The 26,348-nt window shown below is 73.0% G+C and carries 22 protein-coding genes and 1 rRNA gene; 17 read left to right on the top strand and 6 right to left on the bottom strand.

Annotation, left to right across the window (positions count from 1 at the left end; translation table 11 throughout):
* Positions 1-341: 341 nt before the first annotated feature.
* Complete coding sequence (locus tag G7Z13_RS19825; RefSeq protein ID WP_206313114.1) at positions 342-1,220, top strand: hypothetical protein; 879 nt, start codon at positions 342-344, stop codon at positions 1,218-1,220.
* A 66-nt stretch (positions 1,221-1,286) separates the two neighbouring features.
* On the opposite strand, the gene disA is transcribed toward G7Z13_RS19825, so the two are convergent.
* Together disA and radA are read right to left on the bottom strand one after the other, a co-directional pair.
* Positions 1,287-2,411 carry a DNA integrity scanning diadenylate cyclase DisA gene (disA, locus tag G7Z13_RS19830; protein WP_166001139.1) on the bottom strand — a complete coding sequence of 375 codons (1,125 nt, stop codon included), beginning with the start codon at positions 2,409-2,411 and terminating at the stop codon, positions 1,287-1,289.
* Positions 2,412-2,492: 81 nt separating this feature from the next.
* Positions 2,493-3,902 carry a DNA repair protein RadA gene (gene radA / locus G7Z13_RS19835; RefSeq protein WP_166001141.1) on the bottom strand — a complete coding sequence of 470 codons (1,410 nt, stop codon included), beginning with the start codon at positions 3,900-3,902 and terminating at the stop codon, positions 2,493-2,495.
* Between the two features lie 367 nt (positions 3,903-4,269).
* Here radA and G7Z13_RS19840 point away from each other — a divergent pair, with 367 nt between their 5' ends.
* Positions 4,270-5,997, top strand: a complete 1,728-nt coding sequence (locus tag G7Z13_RS19840; protein WP_166001144.1) for a hypothetical protein — start codon at positions 4,270-4,272, stop codon at positions 5,995-5,997.
* Between the two features lie 92 nt (positions 5,998-6,089).
* Here the strand turns inward: G7Z13_RS19840 and G7Z13_RS19845 are convergent, their stop codons facing one another.
* Positions 6,090-6,986 carry a hypothetical protein gene (locus tag G7Z13_RS19845; protein WP_166001145.1) on the bottom strand — a complete coding sequence of 299 codons (897 nt, stop codon included), beginning with the start codon at positions 6,984-6,986 and terminating at the stop codon, positions 6,090-6,092.
* 104 nt (positions 6,987-7,090) lie between these two features.
* Here G7Z13_RS19845 and G7Z13_RS19850 point away from each other — a divergent pair, with 104 nt between their 5' ends.
* The 4 genes from G7Z13_RS19850 (at position 7,091) to ilvD (ending at position 11,880) form a co-directional block, all read left to right on the top strand.
* Positions 7,091-8,053, top strand: a complete 963-nt coding sequence (locus G7Z13_RS19850; RefSeq protein ID WP_166001147.1) for a Ppx/GppA phosphatase family protein — start codon at positions 7,091-7,093, stop codon at positions 8,051-8,053.
* Positions 8,054-8,444: 391 nt separating this feature from the next.
* The gene (locus G7Z13_RS19855; RefSeq protein WP_166001149.1) at positions 8,445-9,269 is read left to right on the top strand and encodes a sugar phosphate isomerase/epimerase; all 825 of its coding nucleotides are present in this window, start codon (positions 8,445-8,447) and stop codon (positions 9,267-9,269) included.
* Positions 9,266-9,880, top strand: coding sequence for a TetR family transcriptional regulator (locus G7Z13_RS19860; RefSeq protein WP_166001151.1), 615 nt, complete (start codon positions 9,266-9,268; stop codon positions 9,878-9,880). The genes G7Z13_RS19855 and G7Z13_RS19860 overlap by 4 nt, the downstream gene beginning before the upstream one ends.
* A 146-nt stretch (positions 9,881-10,026) precedes the next feature.
* Positions 10,027-11,880, top strand: a complete 1,854-nt coding sequence (ilvD, locus tag G7Z13_RS19865; RefSeq protein ID WP_166001153.1) for a dihydroxy-acid dehydratase — start codon at positions 10,027-10,029, stop codon at positions 11,878-11,880.
* A 214-nt stretch (positions 11,881-12,094) separates the two neighbouring features.
* Here the strand turns inward: ilvD and G7Z13_RS19870 are convergent, their stop codons facing one another.
* Complete coding sequence (locus G7Z13_RS19870) at positions 12,095-14,425, bottom strand: serine/threonine-protein kinase (RefSeq protein WP_166001155.1); 2,331 nt, start codon at positions 14,423-14,425, stop codon at positions 12,095-12,097.
* 186 nt (positions 14,426-14,611) lie between these two features.
* Between G7Z13_RS19870 and G7Z13_RS19875 the strand changes: the two genes are divergently transcribed.
* From G7Z13_RS19875 to proC, 6 genes are all read left to right on the top strand, one after another.
* Complete coding sequence (locus G7Z13_RS19875; RefSeq protein WP_166001157.1) at positions 14,612-14,947, top strand: SH3 domain-containing protein; 336 nt, start codon at positions 14,612-14,614, stop codon at positions 14,945-14,947.
* A 128-nt stretch (positions 14,948-15,075) separates the two neighbouring features.
* Entirely contained in the window at positions 15,076-15,621 is a 546-nt protein-coding gene (locus tag G7Z13_RS19880; RefSeq protein ID WP_166001158.1) for an EamA/RhaT family transporter, read from the top strand.
* A gap of 232 nt (positions 15,622-15,853) precedes the next feature.
* Positions 15,854-16,660, top strand: coding sequence for a class I SAM-dependent methyltransferase (locus G7Z13_RS19885; protein WP_166001159.1), 807 nt, complete (start codon positions 15,854-15,856; stop codon positions 16,658-16,660).
* Between the two features lie 64 nt (positions 16,661-16,724).
* On the top strand, positions 16,725-17,579 hold the full coding sequence (locus G7Z13_RS19890) for an ABC transporter ATP-binding protein (RefSeq protein ID WP_166001162.1): 855 nt from the start codon (positions 16,725-16,727) through the stop codon (positions 17,577-17,579).
* A complete protein-coding gene (locus G7Z13_RS19895) occupies positions 17,576-18,361 on the top strand; it encodes an ABC transporter permease (RefSeq protein ID WP_166001164.1) in 786 nt (261 codons plus the stop codon). The genes G7Z13_RS19890 and G7Z13_RS19895 overlap by 4 nt, the downstream gene beginning before the upstream one ends.
* 94 nt (positions 18,362-18,455) lie before the next feature.
* Positions 18,456-19,268 carry a pyrroline-5-carboxylate reductase gene (gene proC, locus G7Z13_RS19900; RefSeq protein WP_166001166.1) on the top strand — a complete coding sequence of 271 codons (813 nt, stop codon included), beginning with the start codon at positions 18,456-18,458 and terminating at the stop codon, positions 19,266-19,268.
* 31 nt (positions 19,269-19,299) lie between these two features.
* Here the strand turns inward: proC and G7Z13_RS19905 are convergent, their stop codons facing one another.
* A complete protein-coding gene (locus G7Z13_RS19905) occupies positions 19,300-19,884 on the bottom strand; it encodes a cysteine hydrolase family protein (RefSeq protein WP_166001168.1) in 585 nt (194 codons plus the stop codon).
* Between the two features lie 75 nt (positions 19,885-19,959).
* Between G7Z13_RS19905 and G7Z13_RS19910 the strand changes: the two genes are divergently transcribed.
* Positions 19,960-20,967 carry a helix-turn-helix domain-containing protein gene (locus G7Z13_RS19910; RefSeq protein ID WP_166001170.1) on the top strand — a complete coding sequence of 336 codons (1,008 nt, stop codon included), beginning with the start codon at positions 19,960-19,962 and terminating at the stop codon, positions 20,965-20,967.
* On the opposite strand, the gene trpS is transcribed toward G7Z13_RS19910, so the two are convergent.
* Positions 20,889-21,932 (bottom strand): tryptophan--tRNA ligase, encoded by a 1,044-nt coding sequence (gene trpS / locus G7Z13_RS19915; RefSeq protein WP_166001171.1) that lies wholly within the window; start codon positions 21,930-21,932, stop codon positions 20,889-20,891. The two genes, G7Z13_RS19910 and trpS, sit on opposite strands and share 79 nt — an antisense overlap.
* A 959-nt stretch (positions 21,933-22,891) precedes the next feature.
* Between trpS and rrf the strand changes: the two genes are divergently transcribed.
* From rrf to G7Z13_RS19935, 4 genes are all read left to right on the top strand, one after another.
* A 5S ribosomal RNA gene (gene rrf, locus G7Z13_RS19920) occupies positions 22,892-23,008 on the top strand.
* Positions 23,009-23,070: 62 nt separating this feature from the next.
* Positions 23,071-23,715: an HAD family hydrolase gene (locus tag G7Z13_RS19925; RefSeq protein ID WP_166001174.1), complete on the top strand. Its 645-nt coding sequence runs from the start codon at positions 23,071-23,073 to the stop codon at positions 23,713-23,715.
* Between the two features lie 79 nt (positions 23,716-23,794).
* Positions 23,795-25,015, top strand: coding sequence for an MFS transporter (locus G7Z13_RS19930; protein WP_166001175.1), 1,221 nt, complete (start codon positions 23,795-23,797; stop codon positions 25,013-25,015).
* A complete protein-coding gene (locus G7Z13_RS19935; protein WP_166001177.1) occupies positions 24,966-26,138 on the top strand; it encodes an acetoin utilization protein AcuC in 1,173 nt (390 codons plus the stop codon). Before G7Z13_RS19930 ends, G7Z13_RS19935 begins: the two co-directional genes overlap by 50 nt.
* Positions 26,139-26,348 lie beyond the last annotated feature (210 nt).

The following is a 26,348-nucleotide window of genomic DNA, read 5'->3' on the forward strand; positions in this document are numbered from 1 at the left end:
CCTTCCGATCCTGCCATGCCGGGGGCGGGGCACGGGGTTACGGCGGGGCGGGGCGGGTCGGGCCGGCAATCCGTGGCCAGAGGTGCAAGGCGCGCGATCGAACGCGGGGATGGTCGCCGGGGGCGGAAGGGATCGGCGGGGCGGATCGCCGGAGTGGATCGGCGGGTGGAGGCGCGGGCGGATCGACGGGCGGATCGGCGGGGCGGTTCCCGGGCCGGTTCGGGCGTCCGGCTCCTCCAGGTGTGCGGAACAACTGGTTCCGGAATGATGATCCGGAAAAGTTGCGGCTGGAGCGGCGGGTGGCGCAAGGTAACGCACCGATCTCTCGTACAGTTTGCGCCGTGGGATCTCTGCGCAATCCGGTCGGGCCGCTTCCCTCCTCCATCTACTGGCGACGGAGGGCCGTCCTGCTGTCTGTGATCGTCCTGTTGGCGCTGCTGATCACCTGGGTCGTCACCTCGGGCGGCGGCGGCGGATCCGACAACGCCGACGGTTCCAACGGCAAGAACCCGCTCCCCACGATCACCGCCGGACCGTCCGGGTCCGGACCGGCGATCAGCGAACGGCCAGGCGGGCGCGACGAGTCGGGCAGCGGAAGCTCCAGCGGTGCGGGGGACTCCGGCGGCTCCGGTGACGGTTCCGGCAGCGGGTCCGGTGACGGATCGGACGACGGGTCGGGCACCGGCACGGGGTCGGGCGGTGCCGGTGGTTCCGGCGGATCCGGTGGCTCCGGAAGCGTGGACGGCAAGCCGGGCGACTCCGGCGCCGGGGCCGTCGGCGTGGGCGCGGGCGACGCGCTGCCCGCGGGCACCTCGCTGCCCAACTGCACGCCCGGGGCGGTCACGTTGAGCGTCCGCAGTGTCCGCAACTCCTACTCGCCGGACCAGACCCCCACGTTCCGCGTCACCGCGCGGAACACCTCCGGCAGCGACTGCAAGGTCGATCTCGGCCCCAAGGGCGCGGTTCTGACGATCACTCAGGCCGACGCCGACGACCCCTACTGGTCCTCCGCCGACTGCCCGAAGGGCGCCGCCCACCTCCGCTACCTGGTCCCGGCCGGCAGCAGCATCGCGTACACCGTCACGTGGGACCGCAAGCCGAGCGCCCCCGAGTGCGCGACGCCTCCGGCGGGCTCGGCCAAGGCGGGCACCTATCTGCTGGAGGCCAGGACCGCGGGCTTCGCGAAGGTGCAGACGTCGTTCGTGCTCGACGCGGACTGAGGCCGACAGCGAGAGGGCCGCACCCGGCAGGGGTGCGGCCCTCTCGCTGTCCGTGGGATCCGTCGCTCAGACGTACCGCTCCAGGATCGAGCTCTCCGCCAGCCGCGACAGCCCCTCCCGCACGCTGCGCGCCCGGGCCTCGCCCACGCCGTCCACGGTCTGCAGGTCGTCCACGCTCGCCGCGAGCAGCTTCTGCAGGCCGCCGAAGTGCTCCACCAGCCGGTCGATGATGGCGCCGGGCAGCCGCGGCACCTTGGCCAGCAGCCGGAAGCCGCGCGGCGACACCGCCGAGTCCAGCGACTCGGGCGAGCCGGTGTACCCCAACGCGCGGGCCACCGTCGTCAGTTCCAGCAGCTCCGCGTGGGTGAGCGCGTCCAGCTCGGACAGCGCCTCGTCGACCGTGCGCGAGCGCTTGGCGGTCGGCTCGGGCACATAGTCCCGTACGACCAGCTCCCGCTCGGGCTCCACGCCGGCGATCAACTCGTCCAGCTGGAGCGCCAGCAGGCGGCCGTCGGTGCCCAGCTCCACCACGTACTCGGCGATCTCGGTCGCGATGCGGCGCACCATCTCCAGGCGCTGGGCGACCGCGGAGACGTCCCGGACCGTCACCAGGTCCTCGATCTCCAGCGCCGACAGCGTGCCCGCCACCTCGTCGAGGCGGAGCTTGTACCGCTCCAGGGTGGCGAGTGCCTGGTTGGCGCGGGACAGGATCGCCGCCGAGTCCTCCAGGACGCGGCGCTGGCCGTCGACGTAGAGCGCGATCAGCCGCATCGACTGCGAGACCGAGACGACGGGGAAACCGACCTGCTTGCTGACCCGGTCCGCGGTGCGGTGCCGGGTGCCGGTCTCCTCGGTCGGGATCGTCGCGTCGGGCACGAACTGCACGCCCGCCCGCAGGATCTTCGACAGGTCCGAGGAGAGCACGATGCCGCCGTCCAGCTTGCACAGCTCGCGCAGCCGGGTCGCGGTGAACTCCACGTCCAGCACGAAGCCGCCCGTGCACATCGCCTCGACGGTCTTGTCGGAGCCCAGCACGATCAGGCCGCCGGTGTTGCCGCGCAGCACCCGCTCGAGGCCGTCGCGCAGGGCCGTGCCGGGTGCCACGGCGCTCAGTGAGGCGCGCATCAGGCCATCGGCACCGGAACTCCCACCGGACTTTCCGGGAGCTGCTGCCCGGTCGTTGGCTGCCACTGCACTCCTCCGGTCGCAGGTTCTGGGGCGCTCCCGTAACGCGCACTCGGTTCGTACGGACGGGCGAGACCTGGGCAAAGTCTACCGGCGCTCCTCCGCCTCCCGGGGGGCCTCTCGGCGACGGGAGCGGGGGAGGACCCTCAGGGCGTCCCCTATGTCGGCGACTTCCAGCACCTTCATACCGGCCGGGATCTTCCCCGGATCGCCCGGCACCAGCGCGTGCGTGAAGCCCAGACGGTGCGCCTCGGCGAGCCGGCGCTGGACCCCGGTGACCCGTCTGACCTCGCCCGCGAGGCCCACCTCGCCGATCGCGACGAGGTTCTTCGGCAGCGGGGTGTCGCTCGCGGCCGAGGCGAGGGCGAGGGCGATCGCGAGGTCGGCGGCCGGCTCGGAGAGCTTCACGCCGCCGACCGTCGCGGAGTAGATGTCCCGTTTGCCGAGGGCGCTGATCCGGCCGCGCTGCTCCAGCACGGCCAGCATCATCGACACCCGGGAGGTCTCCAGGCCGGAGGTGGTGCGCCGGGGCGAGGGGATCTGCGAGTCGACGGTCAGCGCCTGGACCTCGGCGACCAGGGGGCGGCGGCCCTCCAGGGTGACGGTCAGACAGGTGCCGGGGACCGGTTCGTCACGACGTGTCAGGAAGAGTCCGCTCGGGTCGGCGAGGCCCACGATGCCCTCGTCGTGCAGCTCGAAGCAGCCGACCTCGTCGGTCGCGCCGTACCGGTTCTTGACGCCCCGGACCAGGCGGAGGCGGGCGTGCCGGTCGCCCTCGAAGTGCAGGACGACGTCCACCAGGTGCTCCAGCAGGCGGGGGCCGGCGATCGCGCCGTCCTTGGTGACATGGCCCACCAGGAGGGTGGACATGCCGCGCTCCTTGGAGGCCCGGATCAGCGCGCCGGCCACCTCCCGCACCTGGGCCATGCCGCCGGGCGCGCCGTCGATCTCCGGGGAGGCCACCGTCTGGACCGAGTCGACGATCAGCAGCGAGGGCTTCACCGCGTCCAGGTGGCCGAGGACGGCCGACAGGTCGGTCTCCGCGGCGAGGTACAGGTGCTCGTCCAGCGCGCCGATCCGGTCGGCGCGCAGCCTGACCTGGCTCGCCGACTCCTCGCCCGTGACGTACAGGGTCCGGTGCTCCTCGCTCGCCGACTTGGCCGCCACGTCCAGCAGCAGGGTCGACTTGCCGACGCCGGGCTCGCCCGCGAGCAGCACGACCGCGCCGGGCACCAGGCCGCCGCCGAGCACCCGGTCCAGCTCGGGCACGCCGGTGGAGCGGGCGGTGGCCTGGCGGCCGTCGACCTGGCCGATCGGCAGGGCGGAGGTGGTGACGCGGCCCGGCGTCGTGGTCCGCACCGCGGGCGCGCCGTACTCCTCGACCGTGCCCCACGCCTGGCACTCGGGGCAGCGGCCGAGCCACTTCGCCGTCTGCCAGCCGCACTCGGTGCAGCGGTAGGACGGACGGTCCTTGGTGGTCTTCGTACGGGCAGCCATGCACGAAACCGTAACCGGCCCCACTGACAACGCCCCACCACCGGCCCGCCGACCACGGCCCGCCACCGGCCCGCCGACCACGCCTCGCCGCGGGTCCGCACCGTCACGGGTCCGCACCGCCCGCGCCGCCACCAGCCCACACCGCCCGCGCCGCCACCGCCACCGGCCCGCACTTCCCGCGCCGCGTGACCGCCCCGCCGGACGGCCCGCCCCTCGCCCGCCCCTCACCCGCCCCGCACCCGGAATCAGCCGTGATCGGCCAGGGGGCGGACGTTCCTGTCCCCGTATGAGGGATCGTTTCACCCGTACGGATTAAAAGTGCTCAAGGGGGCAGAAGGGTTCTTCCCCGGCCGCCTACGGTCGCCGGGTGATGAGCAGCAGCCCGGAGACCTCGACCCGCAGCCCCGCCGCGCACCGGGTGCACCGCGAGGCGCGTGACCGCGCTGCGGCGCGCACGCTCGCGCACCGCCCGCCCGCCCGTTACGAGCCCTACCTCGACGGGCTGTTCACCTACTGCCTCTCCGTACTCTGCGACCACGACGCCGCCACCGCCGCCCTCGGCGAGGTGCTGTCCGTCGCCGAGCGGCGCGGCCAGCGCGCCCCCGAGGCGGCCGGGGACCGCCGCGCCTGGCTGTACGCGCTGGCCCGCTGGGCCTGTCTGCGCAAGCTGGCCGAGGCCAAGCAGAAACGTCAGGCCACCCACGCGGCGGGCCGCCACAGCCCCGCGCGCCGGCGCACCGCGCCGCCCGCCGGGCCCCCGGTTTCCGAGGAGGTCGAGGAGCGGCGCCGGCGTGAACTGGCCCTGCTCGCCTGGCCGGAGGCGGCCGGCACCACCCCGGAGCAGCGCGAGGCGCTGGAGCTGGCCGTACGCCATCACCTGGCCGCCCACGAGGTCGCCGCCGTGCTCGGCATGGACGCCGCCGCCGCGCGCGAACTGCTGGCCGCGGCCGCCTGCGAGGTGGAACGCACCCGCGCGGCCCTCGCCGTCGTGGAGAGCGGCAGCTGCCCCGGCGTCGCCCACCTCACCGGCGACCGCCGCCTCGTCCTCAGCCCGGCCGTGCGCCGGGAGCTGGTCCGGCACGTCGACGACTGTCCGCGCTGCCGCCGCGGCGCCCAGCGCGCGGTCCCCGGCCGCTGGCCCGGCGCCACCGTCACCCCCGCCGCGCTGCCCGTCCTGGAGGCGCCCCGCGCGGCCCTGCACATGGCGATGGCGCACCACCCGCGCGTGCGGGGAGCCGCCGCGCCGCGCTTCGACCGGCGCGGCTTCCCGATGGACCCCAAGGACCGCGCCGCCCGCCGCGACCGCCTGCGCGCGCGTGCCGTCACCACGACCGTCGTCGCCACCGTCGTCGCCGCCCCCGTGATCGCGCTGTGGTCCGCCTACCGGGGCGCCCCCTTCACGGGCGAGGACGACGGCCGCGGCGCCACCGCCAGCCGCGACGACGGCGCCGGTGGCCTCGGCGGCGAGGCGGCGGGCGGCGGCTACGAGAGCGCCGGCAACGCCGGCACCCGTCGCGGCGGACGCCTCGCCGGCGGCGGGACCGATGTCTCCGTCGAGGTCGTCAGCGTCGCCGGAACCGGCGAGAAGGGTGCCGGACAGCTGGAGGTCACCGCCGCCAACAGCGGCGACACCACCCTCGTCACGCTCACCGCCACCGGCCGCTCCCCGGTGCGCTGGTCCGCCTCCACGCGCGCGCCCTGGCTCTACTTCAGCCAGTCCTCGGGCACCCTGCGCCCCGGCGAGTCGGTCACCGTCAAGGTGTACGTCGACCCGCTGCGCGAGCCCTCCGGGTACTGGACCGCGCGGGTGGCCGTCTCACCGGCCGGCGCCGTCGTCACGATCGCGGGCTACGGCACCGCGCCCGCGCCGTCCGACCCCGGTCCGGGCCCGGCGCCGAGCACGCCCGCCGGCCCGCCGCCGTCGTCCGGCCCCGGCCCGACGCCCACGCCCACCGTGCCCACTGACCCGCCGTCCAGCAGTCCGCCCCCCTCGCCCGACCCGACGCCCACGCCCGGCGCGACCACCCCGTCCGGCCCCGCCGGCACACCGCCGCCGTCCGGCGGAGGCGGCGACCCGAGCCCGGCCACGTCCTGATTCGCGCCCGCGTCCGCTCCCGTCTGCTCGGGCCCGCGGGCCCGCGTGCCCGCGTCGGTCCACGGGGTCCGCGTCAGGTCACCGGGTCCGCGTCAGTCCACGGGGCCCGTGTCGGTCACCGGGTCCGCCGGGTGCGGTGCCACCAGCGGCAGCCGCGAGGCCAGCCGCTGCTCGCACAGCTCGACCAGCCGGTCGTAGCCCGCCTTGCCCATCAGCTCGGTCAGCTCCGCGCGGTAGGAGACGTACACCGGCTCGCCCGCGCCGTGCGCCGAGGTCGCCGACGTGCACCACCAGTGCAGGTCGTGGCCGCCCGGACCCCAGCCCCGGCGGTCGTACTCGCCGATCGACACCTGGAGCACCCGGGTGTCGTCGGGCCGGTCGATCCAGTCGTAGGTGCGGCGGACCGGCAGCTGCCAGCAGACGTCCGGCTTGGTCTCCAGCGGCTCGCGGCCCTCCTTCAAGGCCAGGATGTGCAGCGAGCAGCCCGCGCCGCCCGGGAAGCCCGGCCGGTTCTGGAAGATGCACGAACCCTGGTACGGGCGGGTCTGCCGGGAGCCCTCGTCGTCCTCGGAGATCCAGCCCGTCTGCGTCCCGACATCGTGGTGCTGCCAGATCTCCGGGGTGAGCCTCGCCACATGCCCGGCGACCCGCTTCTCGTCGTCCTCGTCGGAGAAGTGCGCGCCCAGCGTGCAGCAGCCGTCGTCCGCGCGGCCCGCCTGGATGCCCTGGCAGCCGCTTCCGAAGATGCAGTTCCAGCGAGAGGTCAGCCATGTCAGATCACAGCGGAAGACCTGCTCGTCGTCCGCCGGGTCGGGGAACTCCACCCACGCGCGGGCGAAATCGAGGCCCTTCTCGTCGTCCGCCGGGGCCGGAACCGGAATCGTCAGGGCGTCCTTCGATGCTGTCGCCTGCGAAGGACCCAGGACCTTTTTGTCCTTCTTGGACTTCTTGGTCGCCTTTTCGTCCTTCGCCTTTTTCGTCTTTGGCACGGGACCAGGGTAAGTCGCCGGGAGCGGCCGCCGGGACCTCCGCCGCCGGATCCGGCGCGGTACCGGGGGCGGCCGGCGGCCCGGCGCGCAGTAGCGTTCCGTACATGAGACTCGGTGTCCTCGACGTGGGATCGAACACGGTGCACCTGCTGGTGGTGGACGCGCACCCCGGTGCCCGGCCGCTGCCCGCGCACTCGCACAAGGTGGAGCTGCGCCTCGCCCAGCTTCTCGACGACAGCGGCGCCATCGGTCACGACGGAGTCGACAAGCTGATCGCCGTGATCCACGACGCGCTCCAGGCCGCCGAGGACAAGGGCGTCGAGGAACTGCTGCCGTTCGCGACCTCCGCCGTCCGCGAGGCCGGCAACGCCGACGACGTCCTCAAGCGCGTCAAGGACGAGACCGGCGTCGAGCTCCAGGTGCTCAGCGGCGCCGAGGAGGCCCGGCTGACCTTCCTCGCCGCCCGCCGCTGGTTCGGCTGGTCGGCCGGGAAGCTGCTGGTCCTGGACATCGGCGGCGGCTCGCTGGAGATCGCCTACGGCATCGACGAGGAACCCGACGCGGCCGTCTCCCTCCCGCTCGGCGCCGGCCGGCTCACCTCCGCGTGGCTCCCCGGTGACCCGCCCGACCCCGCCGATGTCCGCGCGCTGCGCCGCCACGCGCGCGCCCAGATCGCCCGCACGGTCGGTGAGTTCGCCCGCTTCGGCGCCCCCGACCACGTCGTCGCCACCTCGAAGACCTTCAAGCAGCTCGCCCGCATCGGCGGCGCCGCCCGCTCCGCCGACGGCCTCTACGTCCAGCGCGAGCTGAAGCGGTCCTCCCTGGAGTCCTGGGTGCCCCGCCTCGCCGCCATGACCACCGCGGAGCGCGCCGAACTCCCCGGCGTCTCCGAGGGCCGCGCGGCCCAGCTCCTCGCCGGCGCGCTCGTCGCCGAGGGCGCGATGGACCTCTTCGGCGTGGAGACCCTGGAGATCTGCCCTTGGGCCCTCCGCGAGGGCATCATCCTGCGCCGCCTGGACCACATGCCGGGGGCCGGGGACAGGGTGACGACGGGCACGCGCGCGTAGCCCGCCGCCGGGGCGGAAGGGTGCGCAGACCGCTGCCGGGTCGGAAGGGTGCGTGGACCGCCCGGCCGGGAGGGTGCGTTGACCGCCGGGTCGGGAAGGGCGTACGCAGGCCTCCAGGAAGGGCGCGCAGGCCTCCCGGCCGGAAGGCCACGCGGGCCTCCAGGAAGGGCGCGCAGGTCTTCGGGAAGGGCACGGCGGCCTCCAGCCCGGACCGAGGCGTGAGTCACAGCGCGCAGGGCCGCCCCGAGTCACCGGGCCCGGAGGGGCGTGAGCCACCGGGCGAAAGCGTGCGAACCACCCCCACGCGCGTGGCTGATTGCCGTCGGTCGCGGAGGCAGCGCACCGGCCACCCGCACCCCGGTGCCCAGCGGCGCCCCGTACCCTGTCCTTCGTGGCAGAACCAGTGGTGCGCATCCCGGATGCGAAGGTCGCCCTGTCGACGGCCTCGGTCTATCCGGAGTCGACGGCGACGGCCTTCGAGATCGCCGCGCGCCTCGGGTACGACGGCGTCGAGGTCATGGTGTGGAACGACCCCGTCAGCCAGGACATCGAGGCACTGCGCCGGCTCAGCGACTACCACCACGTCCCGATCCTCGCCGTCCACGCCCCGTGCCTGCTCATCACCCAGCGCGTGTGGTCCACCGACCCCTGGGTCAAGCTCCAGCGCGCCCGCGCGGCCGCCGAGAAGCTCGGCGCGAGCACCGTCGTCGTCCACCCGCCGTTCCGCTGGCAGCGCCAGTACGCCCGGGACTTCGTCACCGGAATCTGGCGGATGGCGAACGAGACGGATGTGCGGTTCGCCGTCGAGAACATGTACCCCTGGCGCTACCGCGACCGCGAGATGCTGGCGTACGCCCCCGACTGGGACGTGACCAAGGACGACTACCGCCACTTCACGATCGACCTCAGCCACACGGCGACCGCCCGCACCGACGCGCTCCAGATGATCGACCGCATGGGCGACCGTCTCGGCCACATCCACCTCGCCGACGGCAACGGCTCCGCCAAGGACGAGCACCTGGTCCCCGGCCGCGGCACCCAGCCCTGCGCCGAGGTGCTGGAACGACTCGCCCACACCGGCTTCGACGGCCACGTCGTCATCGAGGTCAACACCCGCCGCGCCATGTCCAGCGCCGAACGCGAGGCCGACCTCGCCGAGGCCCTCGCCTTCACCCGCCTCCACCTGGCCTCCGCCGCGCGGGTGCCCCGGCGATGACCGGCCCGACCGCGCGCCGCCGCGGCCGCCCTCGCCGTACGGAGGCCGGTGCGGCGGGCGACACCCGCGAGCGCATCCTGACCGCGGCCCGCGAGGAGTTCTCCGAACGCGGTTACGAGAAGACCTCCGTACGGGGCATCGCGAAGGCCGCCGGCGTCGACTCGGCGCTGGTGCACCACTACTTCGGCACGAAGGAGCAAGTCTTCCAGGCCGCGGTGGAGACCGTCTTCGCGCCCGCCCTCAGCGCCCCCGACGTGATCTTCGAAGGGCCGGCCGACGAGGTCGGCGAGCGGTTCGCGCGGTTCCTGTTCGGGATCTGGGAGAACCCGGTGACCCGCACGCCCCTGCTCGCCGTCCTGCGGTCCGCCGTCGACAACGAGGCGGCCGCCGCCGTCTTCCGCCGCCTCGTCGCCGGTCAGCTGCTGCGCCGCGTCGCCGCCCGGCTCGGCCTGCCGGACGCCGAGCTGCGCGCGGAGCTGGCCGCCGCGCAGCTGGTCGGCGTCGCCATGCTGCGCTACGTGATCAAGCTGGAGCCGCTGGCCTCGACCGACGTCGAGGTGATCGTGCAACGGGTCGCGCCGGTCGTGCAGGGGCACCTCACCAACCCCTGACCGGCCAGGTCGCCGCCCCCTGCGAGCCGTTGTTTCCTGAGACGCCCGTCCGTATTGCGGACAGTCCGCCCGGGCTGTCGTACCCCCGGCGTACGCTCGACTCAGTCAGAACTCTCTGACGGAAATCGTTGAAGGAGCGAGCGACGATGCCCGAGCTGAGGTCCCGCACAGTCACCCACGGCCGCAACATGGCGGGCGCCCGCGCCCTGATGCGCGCCTCCGGTGTACCGGGTGCGGACATCGGCCGGAAGCCCATCATCGCGGTCGCCAACAGCTTCACCGAGTTCGTGCCGGGCCACACCCACCTCCAGCCGGTCGGCCGGATCGTCAGCGAGGCGATCAAAGAGGCGGGCGGCATCCCGCGCGAGTTCAACACCATCGCCGTCGACGACGGCATCGCCATGGGCCACGGCGGCATGCTCTACAGCCTGCCGTCCCGCGACCTGATCGCCGACAGCGTGGAGTACATGGTGGAGGCGCACTGCGCCGACGCCCTGGTCTGCATCTCCAACTGCGACAAGATCACACCGGGCATGCTGATGGCCGCCCTGCGCCTCAACATCCCCGCGGTCTTCGTCTCCGGCGGCCCCATGGAGGCCGGCCGCGCCACCCTGGTCGACGGCACGGTCCGCACCCTCGACCTGGTCGACGCGATCTCCGACGCCGTGAACGACAAGATTTCGGACGAGGACATCCTCCGTATCGAGGAGAACGCCTGTCCGACCTGCGGCTCCTGTTCCGGCATGTTCACCGCCAACTCGATGAACTGCCTCACCGAGGCCATCGGCCTCTCCCTCCCCGGCAACGGCTCGGTCCTGGCCACCCACACCGCCCGCCGCGCGCTCTACGAGAACGCCGCCCGCACGGTCATGGACATCACTCGCCGGTACTACGAGCAGGACGACGACTCGGTCCTGCCCCGCAACATCGCCACCTTCGCCGCCTTCGAGAACGCGATGGCCCTGGACATCGCGATGGGCGGCTCCACCAACACGATCCTCCACCTGCTGGCCGCCGCCCAGGAGGCCGGCGTCCCGTTCGGCCTGGAGGAGATCGACGCCGTCTCGCGCCGCGTCCCGTGCCTGGCGAAGGTCGCCCCCAACGTCGCCAAGAACCGCACGTACTACATGGAGGACGTGCACCGCGCGGGCGGCATCCCCGCCCTGCTCGGCGAACTCCACCGCGCGGGCCTGCTCAACGAGGACGTCCACGCCGTCCACAGCCCCTCCCTCGCCGACTGGCTGAAGACCTGGGACGTGCGCGGCGGCTCCCCGTCCCCCGAGGCCGTCGAACTGTGGCACGCGGCCCCCGGCTGTGTCCGCTCCGCCGAGGCGTTCTCCCAGTCCGAGCGCTGGGAGGAGCTGGACACCGACGCCGAGAACGGCTGCATCCGCTCCGCCGAGCACGCCTACTCCAAGGACGGCGGCCTCGCCGTCCTCAAGGGCAACCTCGCCGTCGACGGCTGCGTCGTGAAGACCGCCGGCGTCGACGAGTCGATCTGGACCTTCGAGGGCCCCGCCGTCGTCTGCGAGTCGCAGGAGGAGGCCGTCGAGAAGATCCTGAACAAGCAGGTCACCGACGGCGACGTGGTCGTCATCCGCTACGAGGGCCCCAAGGGCGGCCCCGGCATGCAGGAGATGCTCTACCCGACGTCCTTCCTCAAGGGCCGCGGCCTCGGCAAGACCTGCGCGCTGATCACCGACGGCCGCTTCTCCGGCGGCACCTCCGGCCTCTCCATCGGCCACGCCTCCCCGGAGGCGGCCTCCGGCGGCACCATCGCCCTCGTCGAGGACGGCGACCGCATCCGCATCGACATCCCGAACCGCTCCATCGAGCTGCTGGTCGACGACGCCGAACTGGCCCGCCGCGAGCAGGCCCTGAACGGCGTGTACGCCCCGAAGAACCGCGACCGCAAGGTCTCGGCCGCACTGCGCGCCTACGCCGCGATGGCCACCAGCGCGGACAAGGGCGCCGTCCGGGACGTCAGCAAGCTCGGCTGACCCCCGCCCACGCCCCCGAAGCGGCCGCCTCCACGCACGAGCCGGCCGCTTCGGCCGTATGGGGGCTTGGTGGTACGGGGTGGCTTGGTGGTACGGGGTGGCATGGTGGCACGTGGTGGCCTGGCGGCGCGCGCCGGCCTGGCGGTACGGCGGCATGGGGCGGGCGGCACGCGGTGGCTCGGCGGCGCGGGGCCGCACGCGGCGCTGCGGCGGCTCACCAGGCGCCCGGGTGCCGCCCGTCCACGCCGAAGACCGTGCCGTCCGGCGCCGCGGCGTACACCCGCGTGCCCACCAGTACCGGCGCGGGCACCTCACCGGCGACCTTGTCGGAGTCCGCGCCCAGCCGCGCGGGAGTTTCCCCGACGAGCTTCCCGGTCCGGGCGTCCACGGCGATCAGCCGCCCGTCGGCGGCGGTGAAGTACACCAGCCGACCGTCGGCGACCGGCGCCGAGCCCCGGCTCACCGACGTCTCCAGGTGCCACAGCCGCTTCCCGCGCGCCAGGTCGAACGCCTCCAGCGAGCCGCCGGCCGCCAGCAGGTACACCACGTCACCGTGCACGGCCGCCTGCGTGTCCTGCCGCGGCACCGGCAGCGCCACCCGGTCCGCCGCGCGGGAGTGCGGGTCGTACCGTACGACGGCGTCCGTGTCGCCGTAGACGGAGTCGACGGCGGCGAAGTACACGGCCCGCGGGCGCGAGCCCCCCGGACCCGTGCCGACCGGCTTCACCGCGCCCTCCAGCTCGGCCGTCCAGCGCACCTCCCCGGTCGCCGGGTCCACCGCGCTGACGCGCGTACCCGTGCCGTCGCCCGTCGGGGCGGCGGTGTAGGCCAGCGGGTCCCCGGCGAAGGCCACGAAGGCAGGCATCGCGTGGCCCGGAATCCGCCGGCTCCACCGGTCCTCGCCGGTCGCGGTGTTCACCCCGGTGACCGTGCCGTCCGCGCGGGTGAGCAGCAGTGTGCCCCTGGCGTACCGCGTCGCGGACTGCCGCGGCAGGTCGCGACGCCATACCTCCGCACCGGAGACGGGGTCGAGCGCGGCCAGCCGCCGGCCGCCGTCCGGGTCGGGCTGCACCAGACCGCCCGAGACGACGGGCGGCCCGCTCGTCGGACCGGTCGTGGCGGAACGCGTCCACGCGCGCGTGCCGTCGGCCGGGTCGAGCGCGAAGACCTGCCCCGGCCGGGAGCACAGCAGCAGGCCCGCGCCGTACGCGCACTGCGGCACGGCCCCGCCCCTGGCCGCGGGCTTCGCCGCCCAGGCGCTGAACGCCGTCCGGGGCGAGGCGTCCTCCGGATCTCCGCCCGCCTCGCCGAACGCCCGCACGGACGCCAGCGCACCGCCGACGAGGACGGCGGCGGCGAGCCCGGCGAGTACGAGACGCCGCCGCCCGGCCCACGCGCGGACACGCCCTCGCGCTCCGGCACCCCGCGCTCCGGCACGACGCGCTCCAGCACCCCGCGCTCCGGCACCCCGCGCTCCAGCACCCCGCACCCCGGCATCCTGGCCGCTGGCGCCCGCCGGCACACCGGCACCGGCCTTCGCCTCGGCGCCGGAGGCCCCGCCGGCACGCTCGCCGCCGGCATCCCCGGCCGCCAAACCCGCGACCACCGCACCCTCGGCCGCGCCGGCACCGACCACCGCACCCTCGACGTCGCCGGCCCCGCCCTCCGCCGCCTCCGCGACCCGCTGCGCCGGTATGAACGCCTGCGTGTCGTACGACGCCGCGACCGACCGCAGCTCCCGCATCAACTCGTCCGGCGTGGGCCGCTCCTCCGGCTCCTTCGCCAGACACCGCAGCACCAGCGGCGCGAGCCCCTCCGGCACGCCCGCCAGATTTGGCTCGTCATGCACGACCTGGTAGGCGACGACATAGGGGCTGTCGGAGTCGAACGGCCCACGCCCCGTCGCCGCGTGCACCATCACCGAGCCCAGCGCGAAGATGTCGGCGGCGGGCCCCACCTCGCGCGGCCGCCGGAACTGCTCCGGCGCCATGAACGGCGGCGTGCCGATCAACTTCCCGGTCTCGGTGCGCAGTTCGCTGTCCTTCGGCCGGGAGATGCCGAAGTCGATGACCTTCGGCCCGTCCTCGGCGAGCAGCACGTTGCTCGGCTTCAGATCCCGGTGCACGACCCCCACCCGGTGGATGTCGCGCAGCGCCTCCGCCAGCCCCGCCATCAGCCGGCGCAACTGGGCCGCGGACATGGGCCCGTTCCGCTTCACTTCCTCGGACAAGGTGGGGCCGGGGATGAACAGCGTCGCCATCCAGGGCCGTTCGGCCTCCGGATCGGCGTCGACGACGGGCGCCGTGAAGGCCCCGCTGACCCGCCGGGCCGCCGCCACCTCCTGCCGGAACTGCCCCCTGAACTCGGGATCCCTGGCGAACTCCGCGTGTACGACCTTCACCGCGAGCTTCATCCCCGAGGGGCTGCGCGCGAGATGGACGACGCCCATGCCGCCGGAGCCCAGACAGGACTCCAGCCGGTAGTCACCGGCGTACTCCGGAAGTTCCGCTTCCGCGCCCGCACCGGTGTTTCGCTGTGGCGCCATGGACCACCCCCGTGCTCTTCGTCCGTGCGCGCGACGCACGGAGCCTAGTCGATGAGGCGTACGGGACCGAGGCGGCTTGCTAGCCTCCGTGTGCGAGTTGCGTACATATGTTTTGAGGCGCGACTGCAGGGAATCAACGCGATCCCATGGCCGATCCGAGCCATGGGTCAACGGGGGAGGTTTTCCATGTCCGTGGACAACACGGCAGAGGCCGTCGGCGTCGCCGAGGCCGCACCGGTGGAGACGGCGGCCGAGGCCGTCACGACGACGGCCCTGCGCTACTACCCGGTCGCCCCGGGCGTCCGGCTCAACGTCCGCAGCGGCCCCGGCACCAACTATCCGATCGTCCGCGTCCTGAACGAGGGCGCCCGCGTCCCGATCTTCTGCCAGCGCCCGGGCGAGACCGTCACCGGGCCCTACGGCACCTCGAAGATCTGGGACAACATCAGCCAGGGCGAGTACGTCTCCGACGCCTACGTGAACACGGGCACCGACGGCTACGTCGCCTCCCGCTGCCTCTGACGCCACCTGGCAGCCGACACAGGCGCCTGGCACCCGGCGCCTGACGCCCGGCACAGACATCAGGCCGCCTGACACCCGCCTGGGAGCCCGCACCCGGCCCGTCGCCCCACGGAAGCCATAATCGACGCGTGAGCGACGAAACCGGCACCCCGACGACGACCCCCGCGGCCGCGGGCTCCCAGCCCAGCACGCCGGCCCCAGGCTCAGGATCAGGCCCGGGCCCGCGCCCGGAGCCCCTCCGCTTCTTCGGCACGACCTGGCTGCACCACGACAACGGCTACGCCCTGCGCCGCGTCGCCGTCTCCGCCGGATCCCTCGCCGCCGCCGTCGTCTCCTGCCTGGTGCTGCGCTTCGCCTACGAGGGCCTGCTCATCGCCAACACCGGCAACCTGGTGTCCCTGCTGGTCGTCGGCATGTTCGCGGTGTGCAGCGCGCTCGCCTTCCGGCACACCTGGGACAGCTTCGGCAACCGCCCCGACCCCGAGCGCCAGGCCTCCCTGCGCGGCCTGCTCTCCATCGGCTTCGTCGGCTCCCTCCTCGCGTACTTCTTCCGCTCCCTCACCGAGGCCCCCGGCGAGAAGCTCCACCGCCGCGAGTACGAGGCGGCCCGCGCCCGGCACGAGAAGCGCACGTCCCGCCGCACCGGCAACCCGTCGAAGAAGCGCCGCCGCTGACGGCCGCCCCCACCCCCGGGACCGGCTCCCGCCCCCACCCCCGGGACCGGCTCCCGCGCCCGCCACCGGACCGACCGGCCACCACCCCACCGGACCGACCGGCCACCACCCCCACCGGACCGGTCCTCGCCCCACCCCACCGGACTGACCGGCCCTCACCCCACCCGCCCGTCCGCCCCCGAGCTCACCGAAACTCCCCGCCCCCGCGCGCGCCCTTGGCCACCATGGCCCCATGCCGACATCGCCGTACCACTCCGCCAGGGCCCACTCCTTCAACACCGCCGCCACCCAGTACGCCGCGAACCGCCCCTCCTACCCGCCCGTCCTCTTCGACACGATCGAGGCGATCGCCGGCCGCCCCCTCGCCGGCGCCCGGGTCGTGGACATCGGCGCCGGCACCGGAATAGCGACCGCCCTCCTGCACCGGCGCGGCGCGCACGTCGTCGCCGTGGAGCCCGGCAAGGGCATGGCGGCCGAGTTCCGCCGCGCCCACCCCGCCATCCCGCTCGTCCGCGGCAACGGCAACGCCCTCCCGCTCACCGACTCCTGCGCCGACTTCGTGACCTACGCCCAGGCCTGGCACTGGACCGACCCCGCCCGCGCCCTGCCGGAGGCGTTCCGCGTGCTGCGGCCGGGCGGCGCGCTCGCGCTGTGGTGGAACCTGGAGGCCGAGGACATTCCCTGGATCGCGGAACAGACCGAGCGCGTCCGACACCACTACGGCGACGACGTGATCGCCACCTGGGGCAGCCGCGGCCCCCACCGCACCAGCGCCCTCCCGGCGTTCGCCGCCGCCCTCGAAGCGACCGCCCCGGGCGCCGCCCCGCACTGCGTCCGCGAGGTCGTCCGCTGGAGCCGCCGCGTCCCCGTCGACACCCATCTCGCCAACCTCGGCAGCCACTCGATCTTCCTCGTGCACGGCGCGGACCGCAGGGCCGCCTTCCTCGCCGAGGAACGCGACCACCTCCTGCGCCGCTTCCCCGACGGCACGGTCGAGGAGGTCTACGACGTGGAACTCCTGCTCACCAAGGCCCCCTGACCGCACCCGGCGCCCCCTCTCACGCCGCTTGACGGGGTCCGCCCCCGAGAGGATTATTCATCACATGATGAATAACCAGGCAAGGCCCCCCGACCCCACCCCCACCGGCCCCGTCAACCGGACTCACCACCCCGCCGAGCTCGCCGCAGACCACGCGGCCGCCCCTGCGGCCGTCCACGCCGACGGCCTCACCGTCGTCCGCGGCCACCGCACCGTCCTGCACGACCTCCGCTTCACCGTCCCCCGCGGCCGGATCACCGGCCTCCTCGGCCCCTCCGGCTGCGGCAAGTCCACCCTCATACGCGCGATCGTCGGCACCCAGGCCAAGGTCACCGGCACCCTCGACGTCCTCGGCCGCCCCGCCGGCCACCCCGCCCTGCGCTCCCGCATCGGCTACGTCACCCAAGCCCCCTCCGTCTACGACGACCTCACCGTCCGCCAGAACCTCGCCTACTTCGCCGCCGTCCTCACCCCGGGCCGCGCCGCCGCCGAACACCGCCACCACGACGTCGACCGGGCCATCGCCGACGTCGACCTCGCCGGCCACGCCGACACCCTCGCCGGCAACCTCTCCGGCGGCCAGCGCAGCCGCGTCTCCCTGGCCGTCGCCCTCCTCGGCACCCCCGAACTCCTCGTCCTCGACGAACCGACCGTCGGCCTCGACCCCGTCCTGCGCCGCGACCTGTGGCAGCTCTTCCACGACATCGCCGCCTCCCGCGGCGCCACCCTCCTCGTCTCCTCCCACGTCATGGACGAGGCCGAGCGCTGCCACCGCCTCCTGCTCATGCGCGAGGGCCGGGTCCTCGCCGACGACACCCCCGACGCCCTGCGCGCCCGCACCGGAGCCGACACCGTCGAAGCGGCCTTCCTCCACCTGGTCGACGAGGCCGCGGGCCGCACGAAGGAGAGCACTCGATGAGCACCACCACCGCCCCGGCGCCACCACCGGCACCCACCCGCGCCCTGAACGCCTCCCGCACCACCGCCACCGCCGCCCGCGTCCTGCGCCAGCTCGCCCACGACCCGCGCACGATCGCGTTGATGATCCTCATTCCCTGCGTGATGCTGCTCCTGCTGCGCTACGTCTTCGACGGCAGCCCGCGCACCTTCGACACCATCGGCGCCTCGCTCCTCGGCATCTTCCCCCTGGTCACCATGTTCCTGGTGACCTCCATCGCCACCCTGCGCGAACGCACCTCGGGCACCCTCGAACGCCTCCTCGCCCTGCCCCTCGGCAAAGGCGACCTCATCGCCGGCTACGCCCTCGCCTTCGGCACCCTGGCGATCATCCAGTCCGCCCTCGCCACCGCCCTCGCCCTGTGGGCCCTCGGCCTCGACGTCACCGGCTCCCCGTGGCTGCTGCTGCTCGTCGCCCTCCTCGACGCGCTGCTCGGCACCGCCCTCGGCCTGTTCGTCTCCGCCTTCGCGGCCTCCGAGTTCCAGGCCGTCCAGTTCATGCCCGCCGTGATCTTCCCCCAGCTCCTCCTCTGCGGCCTCTTCACCCCGAGGGACGCCATGCACCCCGTCCTCGAAGCCCTCTCCGGCGTACTGCCCATGTCCTACGCCGTCGACGGCATGAACCAGGTCCTGCGGCACACCGACATGACCGCCGACTTCGTCCGCGACGTCCTGATCGTCGCCGGCTCCGCCCTCCTCGTCCTCGCCCTCGGCGCCGCGACACTGCGCCGCCGCACCCCCTGAACCGCACGTCCGCCCACCGGACACCCGCCCCGTCCCGCACCCCCGAGTGCGAGGATGGCCCCGGACGACGCACACCCCGGAGGGCACCCCAGCCATGACCCAGAAAGTCGCAGTCCTCGGCACCGGAAAGATCGGCGAAGCCTTGCTCAGCGGAATGATCCGCGCCGGCTGGACCCCCGCCGACCTCCTGGTCACCGCCCGCCGCCCCGAGCGAGCCGAAGAACTCCGCACCCGCTACGGAGTCACCCCGGTCACCAACGCGGAAGCCGCCAAGACCGCCGACACCCTGATCCTCACGGTCAAACCGCAGGACATGGGCACCCTCCTCGACGAACTCGCCCCCCACGTCCCCGCCGACCGCCTGGTCATCAGCGGCGCCGCCGGCATCCCCACGGCCTACTTCGAGGAACGCCTCGCCCCCGGCACCCCGGTCGTCCGCGTCATGACGAACACCCCCGCCCTCGTCGACGAGGCCATGTCCGTCATCTCCGCCGGCAGCCACGCCACCGCCGACCACCTCGCCCACACCGAGGAGATCTTCGGCGCCGTGGGCAAGACGCTCCGCGTCCCCGAGTCCCAGCAGGACGCCTGCACCGCCCTCTCCGGCTCCGGCCCGGCCTACTTCTTCTACCTGGTCGAAGCCATGACCGACGCCGGCATCCTCCTCGGCCTGCCCCGCGACAAGGCCCACGACCTGATCGTCCAGTCCGCGATCGGCGCCGCCACCATGCTCCGCGACAGCGGCGAACACCCCGTCAAACTCCGCGAGAACGTCACCTCCCCGGCCGGCACCACCATCAACGCCATCCGCGAGCTGGAGAACCACGGTGTCCGCGCCGCCCTCATCGCCGCCCTGGAGGCCGCCCGCGACCGCAGCCGCGAACTCGCCTCCGGCAACAACAGCTGACCCGCCCGATGACCGCCCCGCCCTGGGGCGGTCACGTCGCCGCGGCCACCACCTCCCGCGTCAGGACCACCCGCGCGAACCCGTCCCCGTGCAGCGACACCGCCGACGCCTGCCCCAGCTCGTCCGCGCTCTTGCGCCACCCGAACGGCCCGGCCAGATCGAAGGTGTGCGTCGCGTCGTACGCCACCACCACGTCGTAGCCCAGGTTCCCGCCCATCCGCGCCGTCGTCTCGACGCACAGGTTCGTCTGGATCCCGGCCACCACGAGCTGCCCGATCCCCTCCGCCTTCAGCCAGGCGTTCAGGTCCGGCGTCCCGTAGAAGGCCGAGTTCACGGTCTTCGACACCAGCAGCTCACTCCCGGCCCCCTTCCCACGCCGCTCCGCCACGTACTCCTTGAAGTCGTTGCCCTCCTGCCCCGGCCGCAGCGGCGACCGCGGATTCACCGAGTCATGCCGTACGAAGACGACCGGCCGCCCCGTCACCTGCCAGGCGTCGATGAGCGAGGCGATGTTCTCGTCGGCCCCCGGATTGTTCCGCGGCCCCCAGAACCCGGACTCGTCGAAGCCCTTCTGCACATCCACGACCAGCAGCGCTGCGTTCTTCGCGATCTCCATGCCCAGAAGCATGGCGCTCGCCCACCACCCGTCCCAGAGGCGCAGAAGTCATCGATCGATGGTTTACTGCCACCCATGTACCGCGTGGCCATGGTCGCCTTCCCCGGCATCCGCGCCTTCGACGTCTCCGTCATCACCGAGGTCTGGGGCACCGACCGAACCGACCGCGGGGTCCCCGCCTTCGACCTGCGCCGTGTCGCCACCGACACCAGCACCCCCCTCCCTCTGCGCGGCGGCCTCACCCTCCTCCCCGACCGCACCCTCACCTGGCTGTCCCGGGCCGACCTCGTCCTGATCCCGGGCCTCGACGACCACATCACCCCCGCCCCCACCCCCGTCCTCGACGCCCTGCGCCGCGCCCACGCCCGCGGCACCACGCTCGCCGCCCTCTGCGGCGGCGCCTTCACCCTCGCCCAGGCCGGCCTCCTCGACGGCCGCCGCGCCATCACCCACTGGGCACTCGTCGACCTCCTCCGCACCCGGCACCCACGCGTCACGGTCGTCCCCGACGCCCTGTTCATCGAGGACGGCAACATCTGGACCGCGGCCGGCACGGCCGCCGGCATCGACCTCTGCCTCCACCTCGTACGCCGCGCCCACGGTGCCGAGGCCGCCGCCGCCATCGCCCGCTCCATGGTCACGGCCCCCTTCCGCACCGGCACCCAGGCCCAGTTCATCGAACAGCCCACCCCCTGCACGGACCGCGACGCCGACACCCTCGCCGCCGTACGCGAACACGCCCTGCGCCACCTGCACGAACCGCTCACGGTCGCCGCCCTCGCCGCCCGCGCGGGCATGTCACCGCGCACCTTCGCCCGCCGCTTCACCGCCGAGACCGGCACCACCCCCCTGCGCTGGCTCCTCGAGCAGCGCATCGCCGCAGCCCAGAAACTCCTCGAACGCACCGACCTCCCCATGCCCGAGGTCGCCCGCCGCGCCGGCTTCGGCAGCGAGGTCACGATGCGCCAGCACTTCGCCTCGCGCCTCGCCACCAGCCCACGCGCCTACCGCGCCGCGTTCAGCACGGCTCCCGCCGCGGCCCCTGTATCAGCGGGGGCAGGCAGCAGCCCGATCGCGCGATAAGCGGCATCCACGGTCGGCCGGGCCATCCCCCGAGCCTTCTGCGCACCATCCCGCAGCACCCCCTCCACATAGCCGGGATCCGCACACAACTCCTTGTGCCTCGCCTGTACGGGCCTCAGGAGCTCGACCACGGCCTCAGCGGTGTCCTTCTTCAAGGCGCCGTACGACTCATATACACCGCTCAGCGCCTCCGGGTTCCCACCCGTACAAGCGGCGAGGATCTCCAGCAGATTCGCGACACCGGGCCGCGCCTCCCGGTCGTACACGACGTCCCGCCCGCTGTCCGTCACGGCCCGCATCACCTTCCTGCGCACCACGTCCGGCTCGTCGAGCAGATACACGATCCCCGGACCGACGTCATCGCTCTTGCCCATCTTCGACGTCGGCTCCTGCAGGTTCATCACCCGCGCCGCCACCCCCGCAGCCGTGGCCCGAGGCACCACGAACGTGTGCCCGTACCGCTGGTTGAACCGCACCGCCAGATCCCGGGCCAGCTCCACATGCTGCGTCTGATCGTCCCCGACCGGCACCTCGTCGGTCCCGTACGCCAGGATGTCCGCCGCCATCAGCACCGGATACGTCAGCAACGACAGCCGCACACTCCCGCCGCGCGCCCGCTCCCGCACGGCCTTCTCCTTGTACTGGATCATCCGCCGCATCTCGCCGTCGGTCGCCACGCACTCCAGCAGATACGACAGCCGCGCGTGCTCGTCCACATGACTCTGGACGAAAACGGTGCACTTCTCGGGATCGAGCCCCGACGCGAGCAACAGCGTCGCCGCCTGCCGGCTGAGCCGCCGCACGCGTGCCGGATCGTGTTCCACGGTCAGCGCGTGCAGATCGACGACACAGAACAGGGCGTCGGCCTGGTGCTGGTCCACCGCGGCCCACCGCCGCATGGCCCCCAGGTAGTTCCCCAGCGTCAGATGCCCGGTCGGCTTGACCCCGCTGAAGACCCGCTTCATCTCTCCACCTCCTGGTAGGGCCGCCGCCGTCACCGACGACCGACCCTCCCGGAGGGAGATACGACGACGGCCGCCGAGGCGGCGGCCGTCGAGTGCATACGTGAGGACGGCCGCCGTCAGGCGGCCCACCACTGCTGGGTGCACGTACGCGTAGTCACGGCACCCACGATACGCGGCAGGGGTGCCTCCCGCCCCGGAGTTGACACGCCCCACGCCCGTCCGTAGGGTTCTCCGAGTTGTCCGACGTGAGCGCCGACTCCGGTCGGTCCCCGGACAGCCATTCCGCAAGTACCAAACCACTTTCGACGCGCAGTCGATCTGTCGTCGTGCCATTGGCGTGCGTATTTACGGAATGCGGAATCCGCGTTCGAAAGGACGCAGCCCCCGATTAGCTCGGGAGCGAGGAATCCGCTAAAGTCTCACTCGTCGGAACGGCCCGCAACGGCCGGGAAGGCAACCCCCTCTGACTGGGAGTCAGGCCCGAAAGGATCTGATAGAGTCGGAACCGCCGGAAAGGGAAACGCGAGAGCGGGAACCTGGAAAGCACCGAGGAAATCGGATCGAGAAAAGATCTGATAGAGTCGGAAACGCAAGACCGAAGGGAAGCGCCCGGAGGAAAGCCCGAAAGGGTGAGTACAAAGGAAGCGTCCGTTCCTTGAGAACTCAACAGCGTGCCAAAAGTCAACGCCAGATATGTTGATACCCCGTCTCCAGCATCAGCTGGGACGAGGTTCCTTTGAAAAAACACAGCGAGGACGCTGTGAACGGTCGGGCCTATTCCGCCTGACTGTTCCGCTCTCGTGATGTGTCACCGGATGAAGCACGGTAACGTGTGGAGTTGACCGGTACTAATAGGCCGAGGGCTTGTCCTCAGTTGCTCGCGTCCACTGTGTTGGTTCTGAAACCACGAACAACCGTCGTAGCCGTTGCTGCGGCTCCGGTTGACAGTTTCATAGTGTTTCGGTGGTCATAGCGTGAGGGAAACGCCCGGTTACATTCCGAACCCGGAAGCTAAGCCTTACAGCGCCGATGGTACTGCAGGGGGGACCCTGTGGGAGAGTAGGACGCCGCCGAACAATTATTGGGAAAACCCCCGCATCACATGATGCGGGGGTTTTCTGCGTTTAAGGTCTATCGCATGCGCTATGACTTGGTCATCTTCGACAACGACGGTGTGCTCGTCGACAGTGAGCCGATTTCCAACCGGCATCTGGCGGCCTATCTCACCGAGCTGGGGCACCCGACGACGTACGAGGACTCCATCCGGGACTTCATGGGGTCCGCGATGCACCGGGTCCACGAGCTGATAGAGGAGCGCACCGGGCGGCGGCTGCCGGCGGAGTTCGACGACGTCTTCCACGCTCGGGTGTTCGCGGCGTTCGAACGGGAGCTGAAGGCCGTCGACGGGGCCGCCGAGGTGCTGGAGAAGCTGGCCGCGGACGGGGTGCCGTACTGCGTGGCGTCCTCGGGGAGCCATGAGCGGATCCGGGTGGGGCACCGGGTGGCCGGGCTGGAGCGGTGGTTCGACGACGGGCGGATCTTCAGTTCGCAGGACGTCGGGCGGGGCAAGCCGGCGCCGGACCTGTTCCTGCACGCGGCGGAGCGGATGGGGGTCGCGCCGGAGCGGTGTGTGGTCGTCGAGGACAGTCCGCTGGGGGTCCGGGCGGCGGTGGCCGCGGGGATGCACGTGTACGGGTTCACCGCCATGACGCCGGCCGCGAAGCTCGCGGGGGCGACCGGGCTGTTCTCCGAGATGGGGGAGCTGATCGGACTGCTCGCCTGAGCCGGCGCCGAACAGCTGAAGGAAATTCATCTTTGGCTTGATATACCCAGCGGTACGCCGGGGCCCTACGCTCGCCGCCATGACGGATCAGCTGCGGCGCGGCAGGGCTTCGCTGGCGTTCGGATTCTTCGCTCAGGGCGTCGCCTTCGCGTTGCTCGTGACGCGGATCCCGGCGATCCAGGACCGGTACGGGGTGTCGGACGCGCTGCTGCCGGCGTTCCTGGCGGCCGTGCCGGTGCTGGCCGGGGCAGGGAGCGTGGCGACCGAGTGGCTGGTGCGGCGCGTACCGGCCAGTGCGGTGCTGCGGTGGTCCCAGCCCGTCGTGCTCCTGGCGCTCCTCGGCGTGGGCGCGGGGGAGCGGATGGCGGTACTGGCCGTGGCGCTGGGGGTGTTCGGGCTGGCCGTGGGGGCGCTGGACGCGTCGATGAACATGCTCGGGGTGAGCCTCCAGCGGTCGTACGGGCGCAGCATCATGCTCGGGTTTCACGCGGCGTACAGCCTGGGCGGGATTCTCGGGGCCTCGCTGGCGTGGGTGGAGGCGCACTGGGGGCTGGCGCTCGGCGTGTCGTATCTGCCGGTCGTGGGGGTGTTGCTGCCGCTGTGTCTGGTGGGGAGCCGGTGGTACGTCGACGGGGGGCGGGCTGCGGCCGGTGAGGGGGAGGGGGACGCGGGTGGCGGCGGTGGTGTCGTGTTCAAGGCGCTGCTGCCGTTGTGCCTGGTGATGACCTTCGCGTACATCGGGGACTCGACCGTGGCCAACTGGAGTGCGAAGTACCTCCAGGACGTGCTGGGCAGTTCCGAGCAGGCGGCGACGGTTCCGTACAACGTCTACATGGTGACCACGCTGCTGGGGCGGGCCGTCGGGGACGCCGGGGTGCGGCGGTTCGGGGCCGTGGCGGTGGTGCGGGGCGGGGCGCTGGTGGCGGCGGCCGGGTTCGCGGTGGTGGCCGGGGCGCCCGGGGCGTGGGTGGGGATGCTCGGATTCACGCTGCTGGGGCTGGGGTTGTGCGTGCTCGTGCCGCAGACGTTCGCGGCGGCGGGGCGGCTGTTCCCGGGGGCGTCCGATGCGGCGGTCGCGCGGCTGAACGTATTCAACTACGTGGGGTTTTTGATCGGTTCGCCGTTGGTGGGGGCGTTGGGCGACGCGTGGAGTTACCGCGGGGCGATGCTTGTGCCGATGGTGCTGGTCCTGGTGACGCTGGTGTATGCCAGGTCGTTCGCCGCTCAACCGGACCGATACGGTGGCGGGCATGAGCGGCCGCGCACAGCTGATGTGGGACGAGGCAGTAACGGGGTATGACTTCGGGCCGGGGCATCCGATGGATCCGGTCCGGCTGGCCCTGACCCGGCGACTGGTCTCGGCGTTCGGGCTCGACCGTGAGGTGGAGGTCGTGGCGGCGAAGCCGGCCGGGGAGTCGACGCTGCGGCTCGTCCACCGCGAGGACTACATCGAGGCGGTCAAGGCGGCTTCGGCGGATCCCCGTCGGGCGGACGGATCGTACGGGATCGGGACGCTGGACGATCCGGCGTTCGCCGGGATGCACGAGGTGTCGTCGCTGATCGCCGGGATGTCGGTGGGGGCCGCGGAGGCGGTGTGGCGGGGCGACGCGCTGCACGCCGTGAACTTCGCGGGCGGGCTGCACCACGCGATGCCGGGCGGGGCGGCGGGGTTCTGCGTCTACAACGACGCGTCGCTGGCGATCGCGCGGCTGCTGGAGCTGGGGGCCGAGCGGGTCGCTTACGTGGACGTCGACGTGCATCACGGGGACGGGGTGCAGGCGGCCTTCTGGGAGGATCCACGGGTTCTGACGATCTCGCTGCACGAGCATCCGCGCACGCTGTTCCCGCAGACCGGGTGGCCGGAGGAGACCGGGGGCGGTGCGGGTGAGGGGTCCGCGGTGAACCTGGCGCTGCCGGCGGGGACCGGGGACGCGGGGTGGCTGCGGGCGTTCCACGCGGTGGTGCCGGAGCTGATCGCGGATTTCCGGCCGCAGGTGCTGGTGACGCAGCACGGGGCGGACACCCACTTCGAGGACCCGCTGGCGCATCTCGCGGTCTCGCTGGACGCGCAGCGGGCGGTGCAGGTGGCGTGTCACCGGCTGGCGCACGAGTACGCCGACGGGCGGTGGCTCGCGCTGGGCGGCGGCGGGTACGCCGTGGTGGACGTGGTGCCGCGGTCGTGGACGCATCTGGTGGGCATCGCGGCGGGGCGGGAGATCGCGCCGGAGACGGTGATCCCGGAGGCGTGGCGGCAGGAGGTGTTCGCGCGGACTCGGGAGCTGGGGCCGATGCGGATGACGGACGGCCGGTGGCCGGTGTCCTTCCGGGAGTGGGAGGACGGGTACGACCCGGCCGACCGGCTGGATCAGGCGGTGCTGGCGGTGCGGCGGGCGGTGTTCCCGTTGCGCGGGCTGCTGGCGTAGCGGCGGGGCCGCCGGCGTGGTCGTCGGGGTACGGCCCAGCGGTACGTGGGCGGGTCGGCGGCATGTGAGCGGCGGGGTGCACGGTGCCAGCGAGGGCGGCGGTGCCGTCGGTGCCGCGCGGCGCCGGCGGCCCGAGCGCGGTCAGCGGTGCTGTCGGCGCCAGCGGCGCCAGCGGCGCCAGCGGCGCCAGCGGTGCCGACGGTGGCACGG

Origin of the sequence: Streptomyces sp. JB150 (assembly GCF_011193355.1) — a bacterium.
In the GTDB taxonomy this organism is placed as follows: domain Bacteria; phylum Actinomycetota; class Actinomycetes; order Streptomycetales; family Streptomycetaceae; genus Streptomyces.